Origin of the sequence: Paenibacillus segetis (assembly GCF_014639155.1) — a bacterium.
Classification (GTDB): domain Bacteria; phylum Bacillota; class Bacilli; order Paenibacillales; family Paenibacillaceae; genus Fontibacillus; species Fontibacillus segetis.
The window spans coordinates 3,134,993-3,158,298 of sequence record NZ_BMFT01000001.1 but is presented as its reverse complement, the minus strand read 5'-3'; the positions used below and the strand labels follow the sequence as shown (position 1 = coordinate 3,158,298).

The 23,306-nt window shown below is 44.7% G+C and carries 21 protein-coding genes and 1 other annotated feature; of the genes, 18 read left to right on the top strand and 3 right to left on the bottom strand.

From position 1 onward, the window contains the following. Positions 1-21: 21 nt before the first annotated feature. From yhbY to leuS, 8 genes are all read left to right on the top strand, one after another. Positions 22-312: a ribosome assembly RNA-binding protein YhbY gene (gene yhbY, locus IEW05_RS14955; RefSeq protein WP_188540112.1), complete on the top strand. Its 291-nt coding sequence runs from the start codon at positions 22-24 to the stop codon at positions 310-312. A 20-nt stretch (positions 313-332) separates the two neighbouring features. Continuing rightward, complete coding sequence (locus IEW05_RS14950) at positions 333-929, top strand: nicotinate-nucleotide adenylyltransferase (protein WP_188540110.1); 597 nt, start codon at positions 333-335, stop codon at positions 927-929. Next, positions 910-1,494, top strand: a complete 585-nt coding sequence (gene yqeK / locus IEW05_RS14945) for a bis(5'-nucleosyl)-tetraphosphatase (symmetrical) YqeK (RefSeq protein ID WP_188540108.1) — start codon at positions 910-912, stop codon at positions 1,492-1,494. The genes IEW05_RS14950 and yqeK overlap by 20 nt, the downstream gene beginning before the upstream one ends. Positions 1,495-1,982: 488 nt before the next feature. Next, complete coding sequence (rsfS, locus tag IEW05_RS14940) at positions 1,983-2,330, top strand: ribosome silencing factor (protein ID WP_188540099.1); 348 nt, start codon at positions 1,983-1,985, stop codon at positions 2,328-2,330. Next, positions 2,327-3,232 carry a CvfB family protein gene (locus IEW05_RS14935; RefSeq protein WP_188540093.1) on the top strand — a complete coding sequence of 302 codons (906 nt, stop codon included), beginning with the start codon at positions 2,327-2,329 and terminating at the stop codon, positions 3,230-3,232. Before rsfS ends, IEW05_RS14935 begins: the two co-directional genes overlap by 4 nt. 324 nt (positions 3,233-3,556) lie before the next feature. After that, a complete protein-coding gene (locus IEW05_RS14930) occupies positions 3,557-4,330 on the top strand; it encodes a class I SAM-dependent DNA methyltransferase (protein ID WP_188540091.1) in 774 nt (257 codons plus the stop codon). Positions 4,331-4,732: 402 nt separating this feature from the next. Continuing rightward, on the top strand, positions 4,733-6,436 hold the full coding sequence (rnjA, locus tag IEW05_RS14925) for a ribonuclease J1 (RefSeq protein ID WP_188540089.1): 1,704 nt from the start codon (positions 4,733-4,735) through the stop codon (positions 6,434-6,436). A 67-nt stretch (positions 6,437-6,503) separates the two neighbouring features. After that, positions 6,504-6,769: a binding site (T-box leader), on the top strand. Positions 6,770-6,825: 56 nt separating this feature from the next. Beyond that, positions 6,826-9,267: a leucine--tRNA ligase gene (leuS, locus tag IEW05_RS14920; RefSeq protein WP_188540087.1), complete on the top strand. Its 2,442-nt coding sequence runs from the start codon at positions 6,826-6,828 to the stop codon at positions 9,265-9,267. A 16-nt stretch (positions 9,268-9,283) separates the two neighbouring features. Here leuS and comER read toward each other — a convergent pair whose 3' ends face one another. Further along, positions 9,284-10,129 carry a late competence protein ComER gene (gene comER / locus IEW05_RS14915; RefSeq protein WP_188540085.1) on the bottom strand — a complete coding sequence of 282 codons (846 nt, stop codon included), beginning with the start codon at positions 10,127-10,129 and terminating at the stop codon, positions 9,284-9,286. A 116-nt stretch (positions 10,130-10,245) separates the two neighbouring features. Between comER and IEW05_RS14910 the strand changes: the two genes are divergently transcribed. The 6 genes from IEW05_RS14910 (at position 10,246) to holA (ending at position 17,342) form a co-directional block, all read left to right on the top strand. After that, complete coding sequence (locus tag IEW05_RS14910; protein ID WP_229753385.1) at positions 10,246-10,764, top strand: ComEA family DNA-binding protein; 519 nt, start codon at positions 10,246-10,248, stop codon at positions 10,762-10,764. A gap of 19 nt (positions 10,765-10,783) precedes the next feature. Next, complete coding sequence (locus tag IEW05_RS14905) at positions 10,784-11,302, top strand: deoxycytidylate deaminase (RefSeq protein WP_188540081.1); 519 nt, start codon at positions 10,784-10,786, stop codon at positions 11,300-11,302. 114 nt (positions 11,303-11,416) lie between these two features. Beyond that, the gene (locus IEW05_RS14900; protein WP_188540079.1) at positions 11,417-14,035 is read left to right on the top strand and encodes a DNA internalization-related competence protein ComEC/Rec2; all 2,619 of its coding nucleotides are present in this window, start codon (positions 11,417-11,419) and stop codon (positions 14,033-14,035) included. A 236-nt stretch (positions 14,036-14,271) separates the two neighbouring features. Further along, positions 14,272-14,820, top strand: coding sequence for an RNA polymerase sigma factor (locus IEW05_RS14895; protein WP_188540077.1), 549 nt, complete (start codon positions 14,272-14,274; stop codon positions 14,818-14,820). Further along, complete coding sequence (locus IEW05_RS14890; RefSeq protein ID WP_188540076.1) at positions 14,817-15,992, top strand: zf-HC2 domain-containing protein; 1,176 nt, start codon at positions 14,817-14,819, stop codon at positions 15,990-15,992. Before IEW05_RS14895 ends, IEW05_RS14890 begins: the two co-directional genes overlap by 4 nt. Positions 15,993-16,322: 330 nt before the next feature. Next, the gene (holA, locus tag IEW05_RS14885; protein ID WP_188540074.1) at positions 16,323-17,342 is read left to right on the top strand and encodes a DNA polymerase III subunit delta; all 1,020 of its coding nucleotides are present in this window, start codon (positions 16,323-16,325) and stop codon (positions 17,340-17,342) included. A 109-nt stretch (positions 17,343-17,451) separates the two neighbouring features. Here the strand turns inward: holA and rpsT are convergent, their stop codons facing one another. Next, positions 17,452-17,724 (bottom strand): 30S ribosomal protein S20, encoded by a 273-nt coding sequence (rpsT, locus tag IEW05_RS14880; protein WP_188540072.1) that lies wholly within the window; start codon positions 17,722-17,724, stop codon positions 17,452-17,454. Between the two features lie 170 nt (positions 17,725-17,894). Between rpsT and gpr the strand changes: the two genes are divergently transcribed. The 4 genes from gpr (at position 17,895) to IEW05_RS14860 (ending at position 22,044) form a co-directional block, all read left to right on the top strand. Next, positions 17,895-18,908: a GPR endopeptidase gene (gene gpr / locus IEW05_RS14875; RefSeq protein ID WP_188540070.1), complete on the top strand. Its 1,014-nt coding sequence runs from the start codon at positions 17,895-17,897 to the stop codon at positions 18,906-18,908. A gap of 196 nt (positions 18,909-19,104) precedes the next feature. Beyond that, entirely contained in the window at positions 19,105-20,439 is a 1,335-nt protein-coding gene (locus IEW05_RS14870) for a stage II sporulation protein P (protein WP_188540068.1), read from the top strand. A 36-nt stretch (positions 20,440-20,475) separates the two neighbouring features. Next, the gene (locus IEW05_RS14865; protein ID WP_194434129.1) at positions 20,476-20,838 is read left to right on the top strand and encodes a hypothetical protein; all 363 of its coding nucleotides are present in this window, start codon (positions 20,476-20,478) and stop codon (positions 20,836-20,838) included. Between the two features lie 144 nt (positions 20,839-20,982). Beyond that, a complete protein-coding gene (locus tag IEW05_RS14860; protein WP_229753384.1) occupies positions 20,983-22,044 on the top strand; it encodes a LacI family DNA-binding transcriptional regulator in 1,062 nt (353 codons plus the stop codon). A 75-nt stretch (positions 22,045-22,119) separates the two neighbouring features. Here the strand turns inward: IEW05_RS14860 and IEW05_RS14855 are convergent, their stop codons facing one another. After that, entirely contained in the window at positions 22,120-23,298 is a 1,179-nt protein-coding gene (locus tag IEW05_RS14855) for a glycoside hydrolase family 130 protein (RefSeq protein ID WP_188540064.1), read from the bottom strand. Positions 23,299-23,306 lie beyond the last annotated feature (8 nt).

Below are 23,306 nucleotides of genomic sequence, written 5' to 3'. Positions count from 1 at the left end.
GTTAAGGAGTTTTGAATCTACATGTTAAGTGGAAAACAAAAACGATATTTACGGAGTATGGCACACGGGCTCCAGCCTATCTTTCAAGTAGGTAAAGGAGGAACGAATGAGCAGATCATCCGGCATATTTCAGAAGCGTTAGAGCGCCGTGAGCTGATCAAGATTTCGATCCTGAACAACAATTTGGATGATCCAAAAGAAATTGCCGAAGAATTAGCGGCGGGAGCGGAAGCTGAGCTTGTACAGCTAATCGGTAGAACGATTATCCTTTATAAGGAATCTCGCGAATATAAAGAAATCGAGCTTCCATAAGCTGAATTTGGAGGACGAAGATGAAGAGAGTCGGAATTCTTGGGGGCGCATTCGATCCGATTCACCTCGGTCATCTGTTAGCTGCGGAAGCGGCACGGGAACAGTACCGGTTGGAAGAGGTATGGTTCATGCCCTCTCATATCCCTCCACATAAGCATCAAGCAGGCGTTAGCGGAGAGCAAAGGTTAGAGATGGTGAAGGAGGCTACTCGGAATCATGGAGCCTTTAAACCTCTCGATATTGAGCTACGCCGAGGTGGAGTATCCTATACTGTAGATACCATACGTGAAATAAAAAAGCTTCATCCTGACCTAGAGCTCTATTTTATTATTGGAGCGGATATGGTGAATTATCTTCCCAAGTGGGAGGGAATCGAGGAACTGACGGAGATGCTCCATTTTATTGGGTTACAGCGACCAGGAAGTTTTCTAGAACTTGATGCGTTGCCGTCTTATATCCAGGAATCTGTATCTCTGGCAGAAATGCCGCTAGTTGATATATCGTCAAGTTTAATCAGAAGCCGTCTATCTGCTGGAAAGTCAGTACGTTATATGGTGCCAGAACAAGTATATGATTATATGACGAGGAGTGGATTGTATGGAATACACTCGGGATGAGCTAATCGAATCCGTGTCTAGTGGAATGCCAGCTAAACGCTGGCGACATACAGAAGGTGTGATGGAGACCTCGGTCCTCTTGTGTGAACGGTTTGGCGCTGATCCACAAAAAGGGGATTTGGCAGCTCTGTTACATGATTTGGCTAAGTATTGGCCTATTGAAGAGCAGGTAGCTGTGATCCAAGATAACAATCTTAACCTTGAATTACTCCAACACGATAAACAATTATTGCATGCAGAAGTTGCGGCTTTTGTATCACAGCGGGATTATGGAGTTGAAGATCCTGAAGTGTTGGATGCGATTCGTTATCATACATCAGGCCGCGTCGGCATGACCTTGCTGGACAAAATCGTGTGTTTGGCAGATTATATTGAACCAGGTCGGGATTTCCCAGGCGTGGACAAAATCCGCGAATTGGCCCAGCATAGCCTAGATGAAGCGTTGATCGCGGGTTTCGATTCAACGATCTCTTTCTTGATCGAGAAGCGCAAAGTAATCTTCCCACTAACCATGTTAGCCCGGAATGATTTGATTCAAGGCTTAAGTCGCAAGTCGTTGGAATAGAGTAACTCGTAAAACATAAATATAGCGGGAAATCCTCCCTGTATATTACTGGACAGTTGTTATAGCAGTTCAGTAACAGGAGTTTCTCCAGCTAAATTAGATACATTACCCCAAGATGACGGTTTCCTGTTAGATTAACAGGACTTTTTCCTGTTAATTGAAGTCTAGGAGGCTTTATGACTATAATTAACTGGAGCTTTTCCAGTTAGCTGAAACGATCACTGTTTTAAATAACTATATTCTGCCTAGGTGCACTCTTGGGCAGAATAATTATTAGTTACCCAGTCTCTAATCATGTGAAGTATGAGTAGCGGAGCAGGCTGTTTGAATCCGGAGAAGCGTTCGCCTTTGCCATTTGATTGTAACCTTTGTTGGTTTAATATAATCAAGACAATCAAATGGCAACAGCGATCGAAGGATCAAACGGCATGCGCAGCGACTTACTCCTTTTCACTTGATTAGAGCGATATCCCTAGGAGGTTGATTGAATGACTGTATCACCTAAAGAATTGTTGAATATAGCGGTACAAGCTGCTGAAGATAAGAAAGCGATGAACATCGTGTCACTGGATCTGCAAGGAATTTCATTGATCGCAGATTATTTTGTTATTTGTCACGGTAACTCCGATACACAAGTTCAAGCGATTGCAACTGAAGTTCGGAAGAGAGTACATGAGGCAGGATCGAATATCCGTGGTATCGAAGGCATGGATTCTGCTCGTTGGGTATTGATGGATTTAGGAGATGTTATCGTTCATATCTTCCATCGCGATGAACGTGAGTTCTACAATATTGAACGGCTGTGGTCTGATGCCAAAGTAGTGAATAACGTATGAGTCTAGTTGCGGGTACTGTGATTACCCTGCCAATAGACAGGGAAGTTTCACCTTACGGATATTTTCTCAGCGGAGGAACGCAAGACGTACTGCTCCATTACTCCGAGGTAACGCAAAGTGTAAAACCAGGACAGCAGGTTGAGGTATTCTTGTATCACGATACAGAAGGCCGACTTGGGGCTACGATGAAGAAGCCTTATTTAACGCTGGGTGAGCTTGCGCTCTTGGAAGTTGCAGATATACATCCTCGACTGGGGTGCTTTTTGGAGATGGGACTTGGACGGCAGCTTCTTTTGCCGATTCGCGAACTTCCAGAGCTTCCGGAGCTTCATCCTCAGGTTGGAGATCATGTATACGTCATTATGGAGCATGACAAACAAGGTCGTCTCAAGGCTAAATTAGCCGGCGAGCATGAACTGTCTCCTCTCACGTTCCATGTTCCTTCAACTTGGAATAATCAGTGGTTAGAGGCCACGGTATATAAGCCATTACAAATGGGCACTTTCGTTATCGTCGATGGCGGAGTCCTTGGTTTTGGCGTCATTGGTATGATTCACTCTTCAGAACGTAGTCGCTTGTTACGTTTAGGTGAGCGTGTCAAAGTTCGCGTGTCTCATATCCGCGAAGACGGACGAGTTAATCTGTCTATGATGCCTCGTAAGGAAGTCGGACGGGACGAGGATTCGGAACGGATTCTGTTATATTTACAAGAACGTCCTGGTGGGGCCATGCCATATTCGGATATTACACCTCCTGATGTAATCAAGCAGCGCTTCGGTATTAGCAAGTCGGCGTTTAAGCGAGCCATCGGTAAGCTAATGAAAGAAGGGAAGGTTACTCAGAAGGAGAGCTGGACCTACCTAGTGCCTACAGAGAGCAAGGAGAGCGAACAGGAAGATTGAGCAAAAGGTGAGTGTTTGAAAAGTCAGATTTTCAGTACCAGAGCTTATGCTTGCGCAGCAACTTTTTTTCAAAACGCTTCAGAAGGTTGAATGAAGCTGAGGACTGAGGAGCGAGCTGCACGTTTTCGGAGAAAACGACTTCGGAAGAAAACACTAGCAGAACCTACGTGAGCATCTTAAATGTTTCCCCGTAGGAAATATACTTCGAAAGCATACGCTAGGCCTGGCTGAATTCAAGATTCGAAGTCGAAATTGCCTCATGATTTACTTCGTGATCAAAAGATGATTTTTTGAACGACCTCTTACAGAAAGTGCGGTGACTGCATGGCATCATATCGTAAGTTTGCCTACGTGTATGACGAACTAATGGAGGATATGCCCTATCCAGACTGGATCCGGTTTGCCAGAATGGCATGGGAACGGCATGGAATGCCTAGAACAGTTGTGGAGCTAGGCTGCGGAACGGGAAGTATTACGATTCCCCTTGTGAACTCCGGGTTTGAAGTGACGGGGATCGATTTGTCAGCGGACATGCTGTCGGTCGCCCGGCGCAAGATGGATGGGACAGCTCAAGGCGTTCGCTTGTACCGTGAGGGCAGTGTTCGCTGGGTTCAGCAGGATATGACGGAATGGGAAGTGGCAGAGCCTGTCGATTCGGTCATTTCATTCTGCGATTGCTTGAATTATCTGCTTGAAGAAGAGGACATTATTCGTACATTTCAACGAACCTATGATGGTTTGAAGCAGGGCGGCACTTTCTTGTTTGACGTGCATCATCCAAATACGTTGATCCGTTACGAGGAGGATCAGCCCTTTATCTGGGATGAGCGTTCTGTATCGTATATCTGGACCTGTGAACGGGATGCGGCGAGAAACGAAATTGAGCATCATCTGACGATTTTTGCGCGGGAAGAAGAACAAGGGCAAGATCTATATCGTAGGTTTGAAGAGACTCATGTTCAACGGGCTTACGATCCCGAGTGGATGAGTAGCCAGCTTTTACAGTGTGGCTTTCGTGAAGTGACCTGTTACGCTGACTTCGAATGGAAGATCGCAACTGAAGATGCAACTAGATTGTTTTTTGTAGCCGTGAAATGATGAATTAAAAAGAATGATAACCAATGGAGGGCAACCACAGTTGCTCTCCATTTTTGTTTTGTGAAGCGCATCTTATAAAAATAAATAGTTATTGTGTAATTAATTCAGTATAATTAGAAATAAGGAATGTTCTGCGGAGGAGATTTTTATTGATCTCGCAATCGAGATCATAACGATATCACATAGTGCAATTTTAATGATTCATATTGACCGAAGGCATAACAGCATTTGATAAATGAGTGAATAATTATTCTATCTTTTTTAATTAGAAGACACTGGAGAGTTCAGATGTATGATCTGATCGATCTATTTGACGTATAGTTTAGCGTATAAGTAATGCCTAGAACATATAGAAATTGTGACCGTGAGGTCTATATTTTGCGAGAGAGGATTAATCACATAATGAATGAGACAACTACTAAACCTGCAAGACCACGACGTTCCAAGTCGTCTCCCCCACCAGTCCGCATATTTTCTTTGGGTGGTATTGGCGAAATTGGTAAAAATATGTACGGAATTGAATATAAGAATGAGATTGTCATTATTGATGCTGGATTGAAATTCCCAGACTCTAAGCTGTCTGGAATTGATTATATTATTCCGGATCTAACGTACCTGATTAATAACAAGCATAAAATTAAGGGATTATTCATCACACACGGTCATGAGGATCATATTGGGGCGATTCCGTTTCTGCTAAAGCAGCTACAAATTCCGATCTACGGTGGTGCGCTCACCATGGGGTTAGTGCGGGCCAAACTAGAAGAATATCGACTCCGTGGACAATCTGATCTTCATGTATTTCAGGAGAATGATCGTTATACTTTTCAACATTTATCGGTGCACTTTTTCCGGACAACCCATAGTATTCCAGATGCATTTGGAATTGTCGTAGATACTCCTTACGGTCCCATCGTTCATACGGGCGATTTCAAATTTGATTTTACACCTGAAGACCGACTAGCAGACTTGCCTAAGATGGCAAGTGTAGGGGGAGAAGGAGTTCTGGCTCTACTGGCAGACAGTACGAATAGCGAGAAGGAAGGATTTACCCCTTCAGAACGTAGGGTTGGAGACGCGATATTGGACTCGTTCCAGCAATGTGAGGGCAGAATTTTATTTGCCACTTTTGCTTCTAACGTTCATCGGTTACAACAGGTTGTTGAAGCTGCTATTTTGTGCAACCGAAAAATTGCTATCATTGGTCGAAGTATGGAAAAAGTTTTTACGATTGCACAGGAGCTTGGTTATATCCGTATTCCAGATGGAATGTTGATCGATATCAAGCAAATTGACCGTTACGAAGATCATAATGTGCTGATCGTGTGTACGGGGAGTCAAGGTGAACCTAATGCGGCGCTCAGCCGGATTGCATCTGGTTCTCATCGAAGTGTACAAATATATCCTGGTGATTCGGTTATTTTCTCTTCATCTCCAATCCCAGGTAATACGCAAAATATCAATCGGAGTATCGATTTATTGATGCGGGCTGGTGCTAACGTGATTTATGGATCCGGTGTTGGCATACATGCATCCGGTCACGGCTGCCGTGAAGATTTGAAGCTTATGCTAAGTTTTATACGTCCAAAATATTTCATTCCCATTCACGGGGAGTATCGTATGTTGCTTAGTCACAAAAATTTGGCTCTCCAAACGGGGATCTCGGAAGATCGCGTATTTATTATGGATATTGGCGACACGCTTTCGGTATACCGAAACCGAGCTAAGCGCGGAAGACCTATACCATCAGGCGAAGTATTTATAAGCAACGGCGAAATGCGTACTTTTGAAGATGAATTGTTAGAGGAACGGGGAGAGCTGGCCCAAGAGGGTATCGTTATTGTGGTCATGACCGTGGATAAAGCTACACAACAAATATTATCCGGTCCTGATATTGTAACGAGAGGGTTCGTTTATATGCAGGATGCTAGGCCATTGTTGAGACGAGCCGAGATGACATTACGGAGAAACCTTAATAAATTAGGGGAACGGCAAGAGTATGATCGTGCCGCCTGGACTCGTACCACATATAAAGTACTTCGGAGACATTTCACGAAAGAAGTTGGCAGAACACCTCATATTATGCCTTCTATACTGGAAGTCTAGAGCCTGTAAGAGCTGTGTATTGACTTTTTAACTATTTTAGATATAATGATGGGTGAATAATTGGATAAAGATTGCGATGACAGGGAGCAGTAATTTGTTGATGTCCATCCAGAGAGACGGCGTTTGGTGAAAGCCGTTGGACCGCATAAATGAACTCACCTTGGAGCTTATGATGCAGGCGCGTTTGGGAATAAGAGAAACTCTTCTTATATTGCCAATTCGCGAGTAACATCATCGTTCTCACCCGCGTTAAGGGTGCAAAGTGAGTGAAGGACAAAGCATGTCCGACACTAACTAGGGTGGTACCACGGGAATATACCTCTCGTCCCTAGCGATGATTCGCTATGGATTGAGAGGTTTTTTTACATTTGAAGGAGGATTTCAATATCATGGCTGATAAGACAGTATCTCACGATTTTTATGATGCACAGTCCATTGAACCGAAATGGCAGGCATACTGGGACAAACATGAAACATTTAAGACTCGCGAGGAGTCGGGAAAACAAAAGTTCTACGCATTAGATATGTTTCCATATCCATCAGGGGCAGGGCTGCACGTAGGTCATCCAGAAGGATACACGGCTACGGATATCGTATCTCGTTACAAACGGATGCGTGGCTATAATGTGCTTCATCCGATGGGTTGGGACGCTTTTGGATTGCCAGCAGAGCAACATGCTCTGGATACTGGGGAACACCCAAGGCATATCACGTTTAAGAACATTGACAATTTCCGTCGTCAGATCAAATCGCTTGGATTCTCATATGATTGGGATCGGGAGATCAGCACTACAGATCCGGAGTATTATAAATGGACTCAATGGATTTTTATCCAGCTCTATAATAGAGGGCTCGCTTATGTAGCTGAAGTTCCTGTGAACTGGTGTCCTGCTCTAGGTACGGTACTAGCGAATGAAGAAGTTATCGACGGTAAGAGTGAACGTGGTGGACATCCGGTTGTACGTAAGCCGATGCGCCAGTGGGTACTAAAGATTACGGAATATGCGGAAAGACTACTGGAAGATCTGGAAGAATTGGATTGGACAGAAAGTATTAAGGATATGCAGCGTAACTGGATTGGTAAATCCGAAGGTGCTGAAGTCGTGTTCAAGATTGATGGACATGATGAGACTTTGACCGTCTTTACAACACGTCCTGACACCTTGTTTGGTGCTAGCTATGCGGTACTTGCACCGGAGCATGAACTGGTTGCCAAGATTATGACGGAAGCGCAGCGCGATGCCATTAAAGCTTATCAAGAACAGGCAGCTCGTAAGAGTGATCTAGAACGTACAGATCTTGCCAAGGATAAGACAGGTGTGTTTACGGGTGCCTATGCGATTAATCCAGTAAATGGTGCCAAATTACCGATCTGGATTGCGGATTACGTATTGGCTGGTTATGGTACAGGTGCGATTATGGCGGTTCCTGGGCATGACGAGCGCGATTATGAATTCGCGAAGCAATTCCAGTTGGATATCATTGAGGTAGTATCGGGTGGAGACCTAACCAAAGAAGCTTATGCTGGTGATGGACCACACGTTAATTCTGATTTCCTAAATGGGCTTCGTAATGAAGAAGCGATTAAAGCGATGATTGCATGGTTAGAGGAGAACGGCAAGGGTTGCGGTAAAGTAACTTATCGTCTTCGCGACTGGCTGTTCAGCCGTCAACGGTATTGGGGCGAGCCTATCCCAATTCTACATCTTGAAGACGGTACGATGAAGCCAGTTTCTGAAGATCAGCTACCAGTGTTATTGCCAGATGTTGATCAAATTAAACCATCCGGAACGGGTGAATCTCCGCTTGCTAACGTAACCGAGTGGGTGAACACAATCGATCCGGAGACCGGCTTACCAGCGCGCCGCGAGACGAACACGATGCCGCAATGGGCGGGAAGCTGCTGGTATTATCTGCGGTATATCGATCCTCGAAATGATAAGGAATTGTGCTCTAAAGAGAAGCAACAGGAATGGTTGCCTGTAGATCTCTATATTGGCGGTGCCGAGCATGCCGTGCTTCACTTGCTATATGCTCGATTCTGGCACAAGGTGCTGTACGATATCGGTGTTGTTTCTACGAAAGAGCCGTTCCATAAGCTTGTTAACCAAGGCATGATTCTCGGGACGAACAATGAAAAAATGAGTAAATCCCGTGGAAACGTGATTAACCCGGATGTGATCGTGAACGAGCACGGTGCCGATACGCTTCGGATATATGAAATGTTCATGGGTCCATTGGAAGCTACTAAACCGTGGAGTACTAACGGTGTAGAAGGCGCCCATCGTTTCTTATCCCGGGTATGGCGTCTGTTTATCGCGGAAGATGGCAGCTTGAATGCTAAGATTGGCGGCGACCAAGGTAGCGATGAGTTTAAACGTACTTGGCACAAAACGATCAAGAAAGTAACCGAAGATCTTGAGGCGCTACGTTTCAATACAGCGATCAGCCAATTGATGATCTTTGTTAACGACGCATACAAAGCTGACAGCATTCCTCAAGAAGCTGCGGAGAACTTTGTGCAAATGTTATCACCACTTGCACCACATATCGCCGAAGAACTGTGGGAGCGCTTGGGTCACCAAGAGAGTGTAACCTATGAACCATGGCCAACTTTTGAAGAGGCATGGACGGTTGACTCCGAAGTGGAAATCGTCGTACAGGTCAATGGTAAAATCGTTGATCGGACCAAGATTTCCAAAGATCTTGATCAAGCAGCCATGCAAGAACATAGCATGAATTTGCCTAACGTGAAGCAAGCTGTAGAAGGCAAGACGGTTCGTAAAGTTATTGCTGTACCAGGCAAACTTGTTAACATTGTCGTTGGTTAATTGCCCCTTGTGATGATTAGTCTGTAGTTGTATTCTGTGCGGAGTTATTAAACAATGTTTCTAGCTTGCTGAGGTCCTCATCGTATTTACGATGTGTGACTTCAATCAGGCTAGGGAACACACCTTGCAGACGTGATTCTAGAATCGCTAATCCTTGGGCGGTAACGCCGCCTGGGACTGCGACTCGTCGTTGTAGCTCTTCCATTGTAAAGCCACCTTCTGTCAGCAATTTGCCGGTACCTACAAGCATCTCTGCCCCCAGAATGGTGGCTTCTCTTCTTGAAATACCCGTAAGCTCTGTGGCTGAATCTATCCATTGCTGTAGGAAGTATGTGATGAAGGCCGGACCACAGCTCGCGATATCGGAGGCGATTCGTGTCTCCGTCTCTTTCAGGACAAGCGGGGTTCCTACAGACGACATGAGTTGTTCCAGCAGGATTCGATTCTCAGGCTGGATCCTCTCTCCGTAAATGCAGAGTGAGGCTCCGCTATGTACTGAATTCGTAATACTAGGAATGATCTTGGCTACTTTGGATGGAATGAGGTTCTCAAGCTTTTGGATAAGGACAGGACTTGTGATGGAAATGACAATTTGCTCCTCGTTCAGAACATGCTTGATTTCTGAGATTACATCAGGGAAATCGAGCGGTTTCACACAGAGAAATATAATATGGCTTCCCCGCGCAGCTTCCACATTGCTGTGGGTGATATGAAGTCCGGGATGTCGTTTGGCTAACAGTTCTGCTTTATGTGAGGAACGATTGGTGGCATAAATATTGTGCGGGTGTAAAGCACCGGAACGCAGGAAGGCTCCAATTAGTAAACTACCCATAGATCCTGTCCCGATGAAAGCTACCTTCATCCTAAATCCCCTTTCCGTGCTGAGTGCACAGTTCTTCGTCATTTATATATGTATGCATCTTGACTGGATCTTCATGACCTTGAAAGACAGATTCTTTTAAGATGGAGGCGTATGAAGTGAAAAAGGAGTATATGTTAATTTCGGCAGTTTCGGCAATCATAGGGGCTGGCCTCATGTTCGCGGCTATTGGTGGGAACAGTGATCCTGGTATTGAAGGTTGGGTTCCTGTGAATAAAGAAGTGGTAGCGGCTATGCAAACAAATGTTGATTCCGCACAGATACAGAGTGGTACTGAAGTGAGCAATACCACGATGTCTGTCGCTGATGCCAATAAACCGGAGGTTACGGGGACTACAAGCCCATCATCGGGAGAAATAGGATTAGTTGAACCTGAGAAGGTTGCTTCTCCTTCGCCAGAACCGCAACAGCAGCAAAGTCAAAGTGGTTTGATTAACATAAACACAGCTGGACTGATGGAGCTGCAGAATATCCCTGGTATCGGAGCAAAGAAAGCACAAGCCATTGTAGATTATCGTAATGCGCATGGAGCTTTCACTTCTGTAGATGACCTTACTAAGGTGAAAGGAATTGGCGACAAGATGCTGCAAAAAATGAAGCCTCATATTGGGCTTTAAAGAACAGGAGACATGAAGGATGGATCATGACACACGTAAAGATTGGGATACGTATTTCATGGATATTGCTTACATGGTGTCGACACGTTCACGGTGTAACCGTCGGCATGTAGGCGCCGTGTTGGTTCAAGGTAAGAAGTTGCTTGGAACAGCGTATAATGGGGCGCCGTCAGGCGTTCCCGATTGCTCGGAGGCAGGGTGTATGATTGCGGAAGAGTATGAATTGACTAACGTGAACGGCGAGGAAAAGATGATCAAAAAACAGCGCTGCGTACGTACAATACATGCTGAGCAGAATCTACTGCTGTTCACGGATCGAATTGACCGTGAGGGCTCTAGTGTTTATGTCACGGATGAACCTTGCTGGACATGTGCGAACATGCTTGCGAATAGTGGAATTACGGAAATCGTATTTCATCGCCCGTATCCTAAGGATACGGGGAAGGTGTCCGCAATGATGGCTCAGAAAGGGATTACCTTTCGTCGTTTGGATGCCTATCAGCCGCCCCAAGAGGCAGCGGGGAAGGTTGAGGATTAATCGTACATGATCACAAAGAGTGGTCACATTAGGAAAGATTGAGGAAGAACCTCCATCTGCCGGTTAGGGCAGAGGAGGTTCTTTTTTATGTGCGTAAAAGGAGGGAAATGAAATATGAGCCGAAGACCACTAGCTGTTACTGCCTGTTGCTGGATTGTTGGAAGCGGTATGGCTTATCTATATAATGGATCGTCGTTATGGCTACTTTGTGCTGGAGTGTCGTTGTTATGCCCATTCCTGAAGCTTATTGGACATTGTTCATGGAAGCAGATGCTCCTTCTTTGGCTAGCGTTCTCTCTGGGCGCTGCATATTGGGTTTATAACGATGGAAGAAATGTGAGTCACATTCCAGAGGCGCTGTATGCGGGGGGTGCAACTGCTAAAGTCGAAGAGCTAGCGGTTTTCGCTGAAGGGACGATTGTATCTGCGGTGGACATCGATGGAGATCGAGCCGATTTTACGCTGGCTTTGACAACGATCAGGGTTAATATCCCCGTGGAAAGTGGACAGAAGGCTACTGGCAGAGAGAAGGGAGTTGCTGGAGAACGCGTGATGGTTCAGCTTCGACTTGCCTCTCCTGAGGAACTTGGAATTGCTGCAAAATGGGGCAGGGGAGATCATATTAAGTTAGCTGGAAGTATAGCGTCTCCTGCAACTGCAACAAATTATGGGGGATTTAATTATCGTGAGTACTTACATAATAAGCGAATTCACTGGTTGTTCAAGGCAAAGGGAGCTTCAGCGTTAGAGCTAACAACAGGTACCTTTACTACCGCCACCTTCTTTGGATGGATTGACGATAGGCGTTATGGTATCGGTGAGATTATCGGGCGGTTATTTCCAGACTGGCAAGCAGGGTTTATGAAGGGGCTCATAATTGGACTTTCTGATGATTTGGACCAAGATAAATATGACCAATTTACTGGGCTTGGATTGACACATATATTAGCGATTTCCGGTAGTCATGTAGCAATTAACATAAGTCTTATTTTTGCTGTACTTCGTCTATGTCGTGTGACTCGAGAGAGGGCCTTGCTGATTGTCTTCTGGTTTTTACCTGCTTATGTACTTATTACGGGCTTCTCTCCATCGGTCATTCGTTCGGGAATCATGTCGATGCTTGGCGTTTATTTGCTAAGGCGTGGATTACTGAAGGATGGGCTGAATGTTCTATCGGCCGCTGCGCTCGTCATGTTATTCTGGGAGCCGTATTTCTTACTCAATGTCAGTTTTCAGCTCTCTTTTGCAGTCACGGCGGGATTGATTTTATTTGTTCCTTTACTGACTCCTTACTTCAAATGGCTTCCACAGAAGATTAGAGGTGCTGTTGCCATTACTGTTGCTGCACAGATCGTATCTTTTCCTCTGACCATATATTATTTCAACCAATTCTCGCTTTTATCAATAGCTGCAAATTTATTCTTAGTTCCTGTGATCAGTGTCGTTACGTTACCTCTCGGTACAGCCGCTTTGTTACTGGGAATGGTGTGGCTCCCGTTAGGTCAATGGATCACCTACCCAGTTCGGTTTCTTAATTCAGGTACATTTATGGTCACGGAGTGGTTGAATGGTCTGCCTGGATTTATGACATATTGGAAATCACCTTCTTTAATCTGGATCCTATCGTTTTATGGAGTTGTCTACTTTTTGCTGTATTCCATGTCTCGGAGGAATCAATTGGACCTGGCTTCCACTATTTCAGCTTTGGACGATACGGTTCCGCTTCAACCCCTGCAAGACCACGATAATCGCCGTAGTACTCTTGATGTAAATTCCCGTCTAGTATGGGGAAGAGTAGGGCTGCAAGTGATGCTAGCGGGCTGTACAATACTGCTGTTATTGATTGGTTATCAACCAGTTAATAGTAAGGGTACGGGACATGTACAATTTATCGATGTCGGTCAAGGTGATTGTACTCTCATGACTACTCCGGATGGTAAGAACATATTGGTGGACGGAGGGGGTACAGTCTCTTTTAGAAAACCAGGAGATAGCTGGAGAGATAGGAAGGATCCCTATGAAGTAGGAGCCAAGACAGTCGTTCCGCTCCTTAAAAAACGCGGGATTCATACTCTTGATGTTGTAATCATGACGCATGGGGATCAGGATCATGTAGGTGGCTTGCAAGCTGTTCTAGAGCATTTCCCTGTCAATTCTGTAATCATGAATGGGAGTTTAACGGATTCGAAGACGGTGACGAAGCTGATGTCTACGGCGATCGCAAAGGATATTCCCATATATTCCGTATCACGGGGAATGTTGCTTAAGCCAGATGAACGGACAACCCTCGAATTTTTATCCCCCAAGCCAACGGAGAATCGTACTGGTGAAATTCCTTACATACAGGAGCAGAATCATGAATCTGTGGTGTTTCGGTTACAAATGGATGGCTCTTCCTTTCTTTTCACTGGTGATATGGATGAAGCGGCAGAGCTAAAAGTTATTGAGATCGATAACCAAACGCCTTCTCCTCCTCAGGATCATAATATCGATGTGCTGAAAGTAGCTCACCACGGAAGTAAAACATCGTCCTCCCAGGCTTGGCTTACCTACTGGAATCCGGTGATGGCGGTTATTTCTGTCGGTGCCTCCAATAGCTATGGTCATCCTTATCCTGCTGTAGTAGAGCGATTGCTGGGACAGGGCACTGATATTCTACGAACCGATCAGAATGGTGAGATCCAGATGGAAGTGAAAGCTGGAGAATTACGTGTCCGCCACATGTTCCGGTAGTGATATTTGCATTGCCTCTTTATCTTCATATAAAATGGCTACGGATACTAGACAAATAGGGCACTGGATGACGCACTCTGTTTTTTTTGGTATTCTAGATGAGTTGAGATATCATATTTTTCCTCCTAAAAGTGAATGTAAAATGTTTCGTAAAAAATATTTCAAAAAAAGTAACAAGAATGCAACATATTGTCGGACAATATCGTCAGTAAGGTTGCAAGGAAGGGGGAGCCTTTGTGGTGGAGCAGGGACTCATCAGAGCCGCTCAAACGGGCGATCGCGACGCTCTAATCACCCTATTGCGAGAGATTGAAAACGATGTGTATCGGACGGCTTACTACATTTTGAACAATGAACAGGACGCTCATGATGCTGCTCAAGAAGCACTTATTCGAATTTATACCAAGATTAACTCCTATGAAGAAAAAGCACAGTTCAAAACTTGGGTGCAAAGAATCGTCAGGAACATTTGTATCGATAAGTTTCGGAGAAACAAACCGACGGTATCTATTGATGAGCATGAACTTGTTTTTGAAGGCAAAGAGAGCGTTGAACGTGAAGTAATGTCCGGCTATATTGCACAAGATATTCGTGAAGCGATTGAGCAGCTTCCAGAACAGCATCGTACGGTTATTGTTCTAAGATATTTACAAGACTTCTCTTATAACGAAATTGCTGACTGTTTGAATTTGCCACTGAACACAGTGAAATCCTATTTGTTTAGGGCCAGACAACAGCTTCAACAATTACTCCAAGATTATCAGAAAGGTGGTGTATCAGGATGAAGTGCCTGGAGGTGGTAGAGTGGATGCATCGATATGTGGACCATGATTTGAACGAAGAAGAAAGTGATCTTCTGTTCGAACATCTTCGACATTGTGAGGATTGCGCCGAGAAGTTTGAGCTTCTGAATGAGCTCTCCACCCAGTTAGAAGAGCTTCCCTTAGTAGTTCCAAGCTTTAGTCTTGTTGATGCAATACTACCTAAGCTGGAAGCTATTGATCGGACACGTCAGGAAGAGGGAACCACGGCGGAATTTATATCCCCTGTGGCTTCCGTAGCGTTAGAATCCGATACGAACCATCGGGTTCAGCGCAAAGAAACCTCTCGAAGAGGCCGATTCTACAGGGTAGGAGCACTGGGTACAGTGGCCGCAGCCGCGATATTGGGGCTGTTTATATACCAATATGAGCCGCAAACCATTCCGAATGCAGAAATAACATCGGAATCGCTAGATAATTCATCTAATGCCAAAGTGGACAAATCTGATTCTGCTAAGCAGAATTCGGCAAGCAATGGTGAAGCTGCAGATGTAGCGAATATGGACAAAAATTTCTCCCAGGATACAGCAACTGCTCCGGGTAGTGATAAGAGCTTAGCTGATAGCAATAATGCTGCAGATGGGACAACAAACCAAGCTCCTGCGTCAACAGAATCACCGGCTACAGGTGATAAAATGACATCTCCTAATAGCAGAGACAACAGCAGTCCGTCAACATCAACTGCCCCTACGACCGGTGCTAATTCAAACACGACGAAACCAGGAAGCTCTAAGCAAAGTGATCCTTCGGCATTAAAAGGAAGTCCTGCAGCAGAGGATGCGTTAGATCCATATGGCTTAATGGAAACTTCTGGTGGCGATGATGCCAATGGAATGGTTTCTCGTATGGGAATTGCTGATAGTGGATTTGCAGCGAACGCAGCGCTTAGTCAATGGAATTCCCCGAACGGTTCCTATACGGTTGAACTACAGGACGGACATTTATATTTCTATAAAATAACTTCTGAGGTAGAACGGTTGCTTGTCGTGGATCAGACGATCAATGGCAATTGGGTGACCGGTGAGTGGTCTGGGGACAGTGCAACGTTCAACTATCAGACAGAACAGAACGGGGTAACCTCTTCGTATACGGTAGATCCTTTGAAAGAATCTAATATACAAGCTATTTCCCCATAAAAATAAAGTTTGCACCAATTGATGAGATATGGAATAGGTTATATAGTATAGAGAATATAGAATATAGGATTGCCCCTGATCGTCGTATGACCGCTGGCGGAAAGTTTCTAGAGCTTTTTAAGCCCGCGTTTATATAGATGTTCTGGGACAGAGGGATCCTTCGCTATGTGGCGAACGGTCCCTCTGTTGCGTTTTGGAGCAGCTACTCCGTGTGTATTCGACTAATTTGGGGAATCAAAGTATTATAGTGAGAGGTAATGAAACTGTAGGTATAATGCAAGATTATAAGCGGTAAGTGGCAATTAGAGATACAAAGTGGAGGGATACCAGATGGATGTAAAGTCTGCGGTCAAAGAGATTAAACAGGGGCGTGTATCCCCGCTTTATTTATGTTATGGTACGGAAAAATATCAGATTCAGGAATTTGTAGGTACACTTCAAGAGACGATTGTAGACAGAGATCAACGTGACTTTGCGATTGCGACATTTGATTTGTCGGAAACGCCTATCGAGGTTGTAGTAGAAGAAGCAGAGACGTTGCCTTTTCTTGTAGAACGAAAATTGATCCTTGTTCGTGATTCTTCGCTGTTCACAGCGGGTAAGGAGAACGGGAAGATTCAACATAGAGTCGAGTCCCTGCTATCATATATCGAGAATCCAGCCCCACATAGCGTAATAGTTTTTATTATCAATGGTGAGAAGCTCGATGAGCGTAAGAAAATAGTTAAGACGATGAAGACAACGGCAACAGTGCTCTCCTTTATGCCCTTAGGTGGAGGAGAACTTACCCAGTGGGTCGTCCGCCAAGTAGAGAAGCAAGGATGTACGATTGGACGTGATGCAGCGGAAGCCTTAATTGCCGCGAGTGGCGTGCAGATGGCCGCATTAGCTACTGAGATGGACAAGCTATGCCTGTATGCGGGCAAAGGCGGTGTCATCGATGTAGACTCGATTAATCAGCTTGTGGCGCGTAGCACCGAACAGAACGTGTTTGTGATGGTAGAGTGTATCGCAGGTTTGAAGATGGAGCAAGCGCTAGGTATTTTCTATGATTTGCTGAAACAGCGTGAGGAGCCCATCAAAATTGCCGCGTTAATTGCTCGACAGTTCCGGATTATGTTACAAGTGAAGGATCTGGCCCGGCAGAGTTATTCTCAACAGCAAATCGCCTCACAACTTGGGCTTCATCCCTACGCGGTTAAGATTGCTGGTGAGCAAGCTCGGAAGTTTGAACCAGCTAAGTTGCGAATGGTATTATCTGAACTAGCAAATCTCGATTATCAGATGAAAAGTGGACGAATAGATAAGGTGCTGGGGCTAGAGTTATTTTTGCTAAAGCTGGGCGCATAGTATCTACCCCTGTTGAGTCGAAAGTTATCTGAATCGCATATTATGGCACCAAAAAGACCTGAACGAAATGTTCAGGTCTCTTCGGGCTTAAGTTTATAAATAGCGACTCTTACGCTTGGGACGTAAGGGCGTTCAATTTTTTAGCCAAGCGGGATTTCTTGCGGGAAGCTGCATTCTTATGGATCAAACCTTTAGAAACGGCTTTGTCCAATTTCTTAGTAGCAGCAGCAAAAGCGGCTTTAGCTACTTCCACTTCGTTGTTCGCTAGAGCAGTATCAGCAGTTTTTACCACTGTACGTAGAGCGGATTTTTGCGAAATGTTAAGAGCGCGGCGCTTGTCGTTCGTTTTTACACGTTTGATTGCGGATTTAATGTTAGGCATTGCATTCACCTCCTGTAAAGCATATATCAACCCAGATGATTCACAACTTAAAATATTTTATCATGTGGTGGGGTAAAAAGCAATAAATTCATCATAAATGATAAACTTTGCATAATAGTTTTGTCTCTCCCACACAATATAGTCAAGTGAGGAAAAGGAGGCAATTAGACATGAATTTGGACTTGCGAGAATATTCAGTACGTACGGACTTGGCGGTGGAATCAAAAGAAATCGCGGAGGGAGCAAATGGCGGACCTGTTCCGGGATTGTTCGAAGATATAGATGAATTGGATGGTGTTAAGATCACCCGGCTTGATGTGCAAAATGACGCTGCTTCGGAGAAGATTGGCAGAATCAAAGGTCATTATATTACTTTTGAAGTTCCAGGTCTGCGGAATCAGGACTCCGAGCTTCAAGATCATGTTTCGGATGTCTTTGCGAAAGAGTTCTCTGGTTTTTTGAACAAGATCGGTATACAACCAGGAGCTAAAGTGCTAATCGTTGGTTTGGGTAACTGGAATGTGACACCAGATTCTCTAGGTCCACTTGTGGTGGAGAACGTGATGGTGACTCGTCATTACTTCGAGTTAGCACCGGATCAGGTCTCTCCAGGGTATCGTGAGGTTAGTGCGATCGCACCAGGTGTGCTTGGACTAACGGGAATCGAGTCAAGCGATATTGTGCAAGGAATTGTTGAACGAACTAAGCCAGACCTTATTATTGCCATCGATGCCTTGGCTTCCAGATCTTTGGAAAGGGTGAATACAACGATCCAAGTTGCTGATATTGGTATTCATCCGGGTTCGGGCATAGGAAATAAACGACGGGGACTGACGAAGGAGATTTTAGGTGTTCCATGTATCGCCATTGGAGTGCCCACGGTATGTTATGCTTCCACGATTGTAAACAATGTGTTTGACCTCATGAAATCTCACTTTAATCAGGAAAGTGGAGGAGATCAAGGGCAAAGTAAGCAGATCATGGGGCTTCTAACCGAGTTAAATGAAGGGGAGCGACTAGGTCTTGTAAAAGAGGTGCTCGAACCACTTGGACATGATCTGATCGTTACACCCAAAGAGATTGACGAATTTATTGAAGATATCGCTAATATTATCGCCAGCGGACTTAACCGTGCGCTACATCGTGCAGTAGATGCCGAGAATGTGAATGCATATACGCATTAATGGGATCCGGGTTAAGCCCGGCCCGTTGTGAACTCACTCCTCCACCTAATAAGAAAACAACTCTATGAAGTTCGCAATCTAGCGAACTTCTTTTTTTTGTGAGAATAAGGGTTCTATCTCGTGAAATAGGTTCATAGATTTGAATTATAGAGGATGTTCAGAAAATTCATCTTTGTCTGGAGGAGGACGTACGAATATGAAGTTCAAGGCCTGGAATATTGGAAAGATGAAGCGAAGTCTGATGCATGTGCTCGCCATGGGGCAGACATTTCTGTTATTAACGGTGTTATCCTTGGTGTTTTTTATTTTATTGGGTGTGGGTGGAATGGCAGAGAAACACTTCAATACATCGCCAGTTACATCGATGAAAGGATTAGCATCATCCCTGTCGAGTCATTTCTTTATCGGTATGCTGGGAATGGAATTGCCACAAAATACGGCGGAGAAACAAACTCCCTCTTTTTCAGGAAAGCAAATGACTGAGTTTGTATTTCAGTTGCTGACGGATATTAATCCGTCTGATCCGAAAAGTCTCGTTGCAAGGGAAGTTCCGGGCTTAGGTGCAGACAGTCCCATTCTGCTTCGTACAGGATCGGGAAATGATAATGTACAGGCTCCAGAGGATTATCGGCCAGGTGCTGGTGCAGAAGGAACTGCCCCAGATCATCAGGAACCAGGGGATATCACAGTTCCAGAGCCTGATGAGAGCTCAGGGCAACCTGATCCATCTGGAACTCAGGGGGGAGAGACGAAGGAACCGGACGAATCTACGGTCAAGCCGGGGAATAAGAATATCGTGATGATCTATCATTCTCATCCACAGGAATCATATAATCCATTGTTAGGTAAAAATGTTGATAATCCAGGGTCACCTAACAGTAAGAAAAACGTGGGTTTAGTTGGAGATATACTTGCTGAGGAACTCGAACGTAAAGGGGTCGCTACATTACATTCTTTTGAGAATTATGCGGCTAAGGTAAGTGATTACAACTATAACTATTCCTATAAATATTCACGCGAAACAATTAAACAGGCCATGGCGCAAAATGGTGAGCTGCAATATTTTATCGATATTCACAGAGATTCACAACGTCATGATAAAACGACTACAACTATTAATGGTGAGTCTTATGCTCAGGTGTACTTCATTATTGGGCATGGTAATGAGAATTGGCAGAAGAATGAAGCCTTTGCGAGTTCGATTCATGAGCGTCTGGAGAAGTCCTATGCGGGCATTTCACGGGGGATTTGGGGCAAAACATCTGCGCAGGGGAATGGGGAATACAATCAATCCTTATCTCCGCAGAGCGTACTGATCGAAATTGGTGGCGTAGATAATACGAAAGAAGAACTGGAACGGACGACGAAGGTACTAGCCGATATTCTTGCTGATCTGTACTTTGAGAGCCAGAAAGCAGAGAAAGCGAGTACGGTATCCAAGGATAGTAAGGATAAGGATAGCAAGAAGGTTGCTACATCGGATAAGAAAAGCACAACAGATAAGAAGAGCACAACGGATAAGAAATCCTGAAGATGGAAGAGAGTGTGATTTTCCATGGCCAGAAAGATGAGAAATGGTCTAATGTATGGCATCCTACTTGTAGTAGGTGTTGCAGTTGGGATGCAGATGGCGGAATCTGGTACGCAGTCTACTTATGGTCCTAATCTGAACAATGGGGCTACAACAGTTACTAGCCAAGGGGTGGCCCCTTCCGTTGACAATAGCGCTCCTAAAAGTACTGCACAACCGAAGCCTGTCCCAACTGTTGCTCCGGTAGCAAGTAATCAGACCCCGGCCGATCTGTTACTTCCACCTCCTTCTCAACCTTCTGTGGATCAGTTTGCCGATAAGACGGCAGAATTGTTGCAACATTTATCTAAGAAGGGGATTCATTGGGTGGCATCATTATTAGACTCTTCTACAGAATAAATTGAAGAAGATCATAAGAAACCATAGGAAATAGAGCTGCTTGCAGGTATCTTTCTGGTGTTGTTTATACAAAGGGCTAAGTTTGTTATAATGTTGTTATATTGTTATATAAACTGTTAGTGTCTTTCCCGGAGGGATATTCTGTTGAAAAAAATTACGATGCAGCAAATCGCTGATCATTTAGGCGTCTCTAAATTTGTCGTTTCCAAAGCTTTATCGGGCAAAGGGGGCGTGAATGAAACGACGAAGGAACGAGTCATTCAGGCTGCTTCTCAGCTGGGGTATTTTACCCAAAAGAACGGCTATGTTAAAAATGCTATACCTGCAAACATTCCTTTACCAACTGTGCCTAGCAAAGGTTCAGTGCTTGTTCTCATGCCTAATATCCGTTTTCAGAATAAGGAATCTTTATATTGGGGTAAAGTATTAGAAGGCATTTCACGGGAATTAGAGTTACAGGGGCTGGGGATGATTATCATCTCTGAACCGCAAGGAGATCATTTCTTACATGCGATAAATCCAGAAGGAATACGAGGGATGGTAGGTGTAGGGCAAATTGCAACTTCGCTTCTATTAGAGGCACACCGAACTGGCTTCCCGATGGTACTCGTTGATCATGAAGATTACTTGATTCCTTCTGATACGATATTTGCTAACAACCCTGACGGAATAACTAAAGTTGTACATCATCTTATTGGTCTAGGGCATAGGAAGCTTCACTTTCTAGGTAATTCTGCTTTTTCACGGAGTTTTCGCGATCGGTGGATTGGGTTCCGCAGTACGCTTGAAGATAATAATATACAACCGCAGGCTGATCATGATGACATGCTCATGCTCGAAGGGATCGAAACGGGACAGTTTCAAGAGCATTTTATCGAATGGGCCAAGACAAGAATAGATGCGAATAGTCTACCGACCGCATTGGTCTGTGCTAATGACTCTATTGCAGTGACTGTAACAGCAGCACTGCATTCTATTGGGCTCCGAGTTCCAGAGGATATATCCGTAACCGGATTTGACAACATTGATGATACGCTACGTAGTCAGCCTTCTATTACGACAGTGAACGTTCCGAAGGAGCAATTGGGGCAGCGAGCAGTTAGAAAGTTGCTGGATCGGTTAGCTAATCCGGGAACTGCTTATGAGAAAATATTGATTGCGGTGGATGTAGTCCACCGTGACTCTACAGCCGGGCCGAATCAATGAGTTCGGTACTTGGATCAGATAAAAGAAGAGGCTGTGAGCTAATGCTCACAGCCTCTTTCTGGTATATAGATAAGATTAATTATGAAGTGCTAGGTTACGGTTGATTAATTCAATGCGTTGCTGTACACAGGCGTAGGAACGAAGTGGATCCTTCGGTGTGTTCTTAACATAATCAAGCAAACGATCAACGGTAGTTGTCGCAACATGAATCCGGGTGTCAGATGAAGCGTAGTAGATGTACACATCGCCATTATCTCGAGCGATTACGCCATTGCAGAATACAACGTTGGATACATCGCCAATTCGTTCCTCGCCTTCCGGTGCGATTAAGTGGCCTCCTGGAGAGTAAATGATATGGCGTGGATCATTTAGGTCCGTGAGGAATGCATACAGCACGTAACGTAGTCCGGCAGCGGTATTTCTAACGCCATGTGCGATATGCAGCCATCCTTCCGAGGTGCGAATTGGGGCTGGACCTTGACCGTTTTTCACTTCCTTGATGGTGTGATATTGCCGTTCATCTACAATAATCTCCTCGTCGATAACGGCCTTCTCAATGGAGTCTGAGAGACCCCAAGCGATACCTCCACCGGATCCAGCATCAATGAATCCATCTTGAGGTCGAGTATAGAAAGCGTATTTGCCTTCGATAAATTCTGGATGAAGTACTACATTACGCTGCTGTGGAGATTTTGTTTGGAGATCGGCCAGACGCTCCCATGTCTTCAAGTCTTTAGTACGGGCAATTCCGCATTTAGCCGTAGCACTGGATAAATCGCCTTTAGGCGCATCTGGATCTTTACGTTCTGTGCAGAAGAGGCCATAAATAAAACCATCTTCGTGACGAACCAATCGCATATCGTAGACGTTAATATCAGGGTCCTCCGTTTCAGGCAAAACAACTGGATGATCCCAGAAACGGAATCCATCCACCCCGTTGTCACTTTCCGCTATGGCGAAAAATGATTTACGGTCTGTTCCCTCAACGCGAGCAACCAGATAAAATTTACCGTCTAATTCAATGGCTCCAGGATTAAATACACAGTTGATGCCTAGTCTTTCGGAAAAGTAAGGATTGCTCTCTTCATTGAAATCATATTTCCAAATTAGCGGTGCATGCTCAGCGGTCAGGAGTGGGTACTTATAACGGTCATAGATCCCGTTTCCATAAGGGATTTTTTCATTGCGGCGGGAGATAAGTTCCTCGTAGCGGGCCGTTAATATTGCTTTGCGTTCCTCAAAGATCGTTGTCATTTGTATGC

Excerpts from the sequence above, each read along its gene's own strand:
- yhbY (WP_188540112.1), top strand. The coding sequence starts at position 22 with ATGTTAAGTGGAAAACAAAAACGATATTTACGGAGTATGGCACACGGG.
- IEW05_RS14950 (WP_188540110.1), top strand. The coding sequence starts at position 333 with ATGAAGAGAGTCGGAATTCTTGGGGGCGCATTCGATCCGATTCACCTC.
- yqeK (WP_188540108.1), top strand. The coding sequence starts at position 910 with ATGGAATACACTCGGGATGAGCTAATCGAATCCGTGTCTAGTGGAATG.
- rsfS (WP_188540099.1), top strand. The coding sequence starts at position 1,983 with ATGACTGTATCACCTAAAGAATTGTTGAATATAGCGGTACAAGCTGCT.
- IEW05_RS14935 (WP_188540093.1), top strand. The coding sequence starts at position 2,327 with ATGAGTCTAGTTGCGGGTACTGTGATTACCCTGCCAATAGACAGGGAA.
- IEW05_RS14930 (WP_188540091.1), top strand. The coding sequence starts at position 3,557 with ATGGCATCATATCGTAAGTTTGCCTACGTGTATGACGAACTAATGGAG.
- rnjA (WP_188540089.1), top strand. The coding sequence starts at position 4,733 with ATGAATGAGACAACTACTAAACCTGCAAGACCACGACGTTCCAAGTCG.
- leuS (WP_188540087.1), top strand. The coding sequence starts at position 6,826 with ATGGCTGATAAGACAGTATCTCACGATTTTTATGATGCACAGTCCATT.
- comER (WP_188540085.1), bottom strand. The coding sequence starts at position 10,129 with ATGAAGGTAGCTTTCATCGGGACAGGATCTATGGGTAGTTTACTAATT.
- IEW05_RS14905 (WP_188540081.1), top strand. The coding sequence starts at position 10,784 with ATGGATCATGACACACGTAAAGATTGGGATACGTATTTCATGGATATT.
- IEW05_RS14900 (WP_188540079.1), top strand. The coding sequence starts at position 11,417 with ATGAGCCGAAGACCACTAGCTGTTACTGCCTGTTGCTGGATTGTTGGA.
- IEW05_RS14890 (WP_188540076.1), top strand. The coding sequence starts at position 14,817 with ATGAAGTGCCTGGAGGTGGTAGAGTGGATGCATCGATATGTGGACCAT.
- holA (WP_188540074.1), top strand. The coding sequence starts at position 16,323 with ATGGATGTAAAGTCTGCGGTCAAAGAGATTAAACAGGGGCGTGTATCC.
- rpsT (WP_188540072.1), bottom strand. The coding sequence starts at position 17,724 with ATGCCTAACATTAAATCCGCAATCAAACGTGTAAAAACGAACGACAAG.
- gpr (WP_188540070.1), top strand. The coding sequence starts at position 17,895 with ATGAATTTGGACTTGCGAGAATATTCAGTACGTACGGACTTGGCGGTG.
- IEW05_RS14870 (WP_188540068.1), top strand. The coding sequence starts at position 19,105 with ATGAAGTTCAAGGCCTGGAATATTGGAAAGATGAAGCGAAGTCTGATG.
- IEW05_RS14865 (WP_194434129.1), top strand. The coding sequence starts at position 20,476 with ATGAGAAATGGTCTAATGTATGGCATCCTACTTGTAGTAGGTGTTGCA.
- IEW05_RS14855 (WP_188540064.1), bottom strand. The coding sequence starts at position 23,298 with ATGACAACGATCTTTGAGGAACGCAAAGCAATATTAACGGCCCGCTAC.